The 1562-nt window shown below is 35.9% G+C and carries 1 protein-coding gene and 1 pseudogene; one reads left to right on the top strand and one right to left on the bottom strand.

Annotated features, from left to right (window positions below; all coding sequences use genetic code 11):
* Positions 1-175: LPXTG cell wall anchor domain-containing protein (locus MK405_RS09500; RefSeq protein ID WP_419153032.1), on the top strand; the 175-nt coding region annotated here is incomplete at its 5' end.
* A gap of 81 nt (positions 176-256) precedes the next feature.
* Here MK405_RS09500 and MK405_RS09465 read toward each other — a convergent pair.
* Positions 257-1285 (bottom strand): annotated as a pseudogene (locus tag MK405_RS09465) (transposase).
* Positions 1286-1562: the final 277 nt, after the last annotated feature.

The following is a 1562-nucleotide window of genomic DNA, read 5'->3' as shown; positions in this document are numbered from 1 at the left end:
TAAGAAACCAGAGGAGCCAACAACTCCTAATTCTAATCCAAATCCAAAAGGGAACCCTACTCTACCTCAAACAGGTACAAATGATTCAAGCTACATGCCATATCTTGGTCTAGCAGCTTTAGTAGGAGTTTTAGGACTTGGTCAGTTGAAACGAAAAGAAGACGAAAGCAACTAAGCTCTAAAAGTTAAATAGAAAAGAGGAACTCTGTTTCCTCTTTTTTAGGCTCATTGTCAACTGTAGTGGGTTGAAGAAAAGCTAAGCTCGAGAAAGAACAAATTTCGTCCTTTCTTTTTTGATATTCAGAGCGATGAAAATTCTCTTCTTGAAGTTTTCAAAGTTCCGAAAACCAAAGGCATTGCGTTTGATAAGTTTGATGAGATTATTAGTCGCTTCCAATTTTGCGTTGGAATAGGATAACTGAAGGGCATTGACGATTTTCCCTTTGTCCTTTAGAAATGTTTTAAAGACAGTCTGAAAAAGAGGATGAACTTGCTTTAGATTGTCCTCGATAAGTCCGAAGAATTTGTCAGGTTCCTTATTCTAAAAGTGAAAAAGCAAGAGTTGATAGAGATGATAGTGGTGTTTCAAGTCTTCTGAATAGCTCAAAAGCTTTTCTAGAATTTCTCTATTCGTTAAGTGCATACGAAAAGCAGGGCGATAAAATCTCTTATGGCTGAGTTTATGGCTATCTTGTTGAATGAGCTTCCAGTAGCGCTTGATAGCTTGTGTTCTGCCCTCAAGAACAGTGATGATATTGAGCTTTTCAAAATCTTGCGCAATGAAACTCATCTTTCCCTTAGTGAAGGCATACTCGTCCCAGGACATAATCTCAGGCAGACGAGAAAAATCATGCTTAAAACGGAAGTCATTGAGTTTGCGAATGACAGTTGAAGTTGAAATAGACAGCTGATGGGCAATGTCAGTCATAGAAGCCTTTTCAATTAGCTTCTGGGCAATCTTTTGGTTGATGATACGAGGGATTTGGTGATTTTTCTTGACTATAGGAGTCTCAGTGACCATCATTTTAGAGCACTGATAGCACTTAAAACGGCGTTTTTTAAGGAGAATTCTAGTAGGCATACCAGTCGTTTCAAGGTAAGGGATTTTAGAAGGTTTTTGAAAATCATATTTCTTCATTTGGCTTCAGCAATCAGGACAAAGTGGGGCATCACAATCCAATTTAGCGATGATTTCCTTGTGGGTATCCTTATTGATGATGTCTATAATTTGGATATTAGGGTCTTTGATATCGAGTAGTTTTGTGATAAAATGTAATTGTTCCATATGGCTCTTTCTAATGATGGTTTGGTTGCTTTTCATTATAGGTCATATGGGACTTTTTTTCTACAACAAAATAGGCTCCATAATATCTATAGGGGATTTACCCACTACAAATATTATAGAGCCAAAATAAATTAAAAAGAAGATGGTGTGATCATCTTCTTTTTAATTTAATTTATAAACATGTGGATTTTTCTATAAATAGAGAGAAAAAAGAGTAAATATTTGCATCTTGCCTTGTAAAGTGCTATTATAAGAAGTAACGACTAAATTTAGATAA

Origin of the sequence: Streptococcus oralis (assembly GCF_026782345.1) — a bacterium.
Lineage (GTDB): Bacteria > Bacillota > Bacilli > Lactobacillales > Streptococcaceae > Streptococcus > Streptococcus oralis_CK.
Note: the sequence above shows the minus strand (reverse complement) of the source record. Positions and strands in the feature narration are given on the sequence as shown.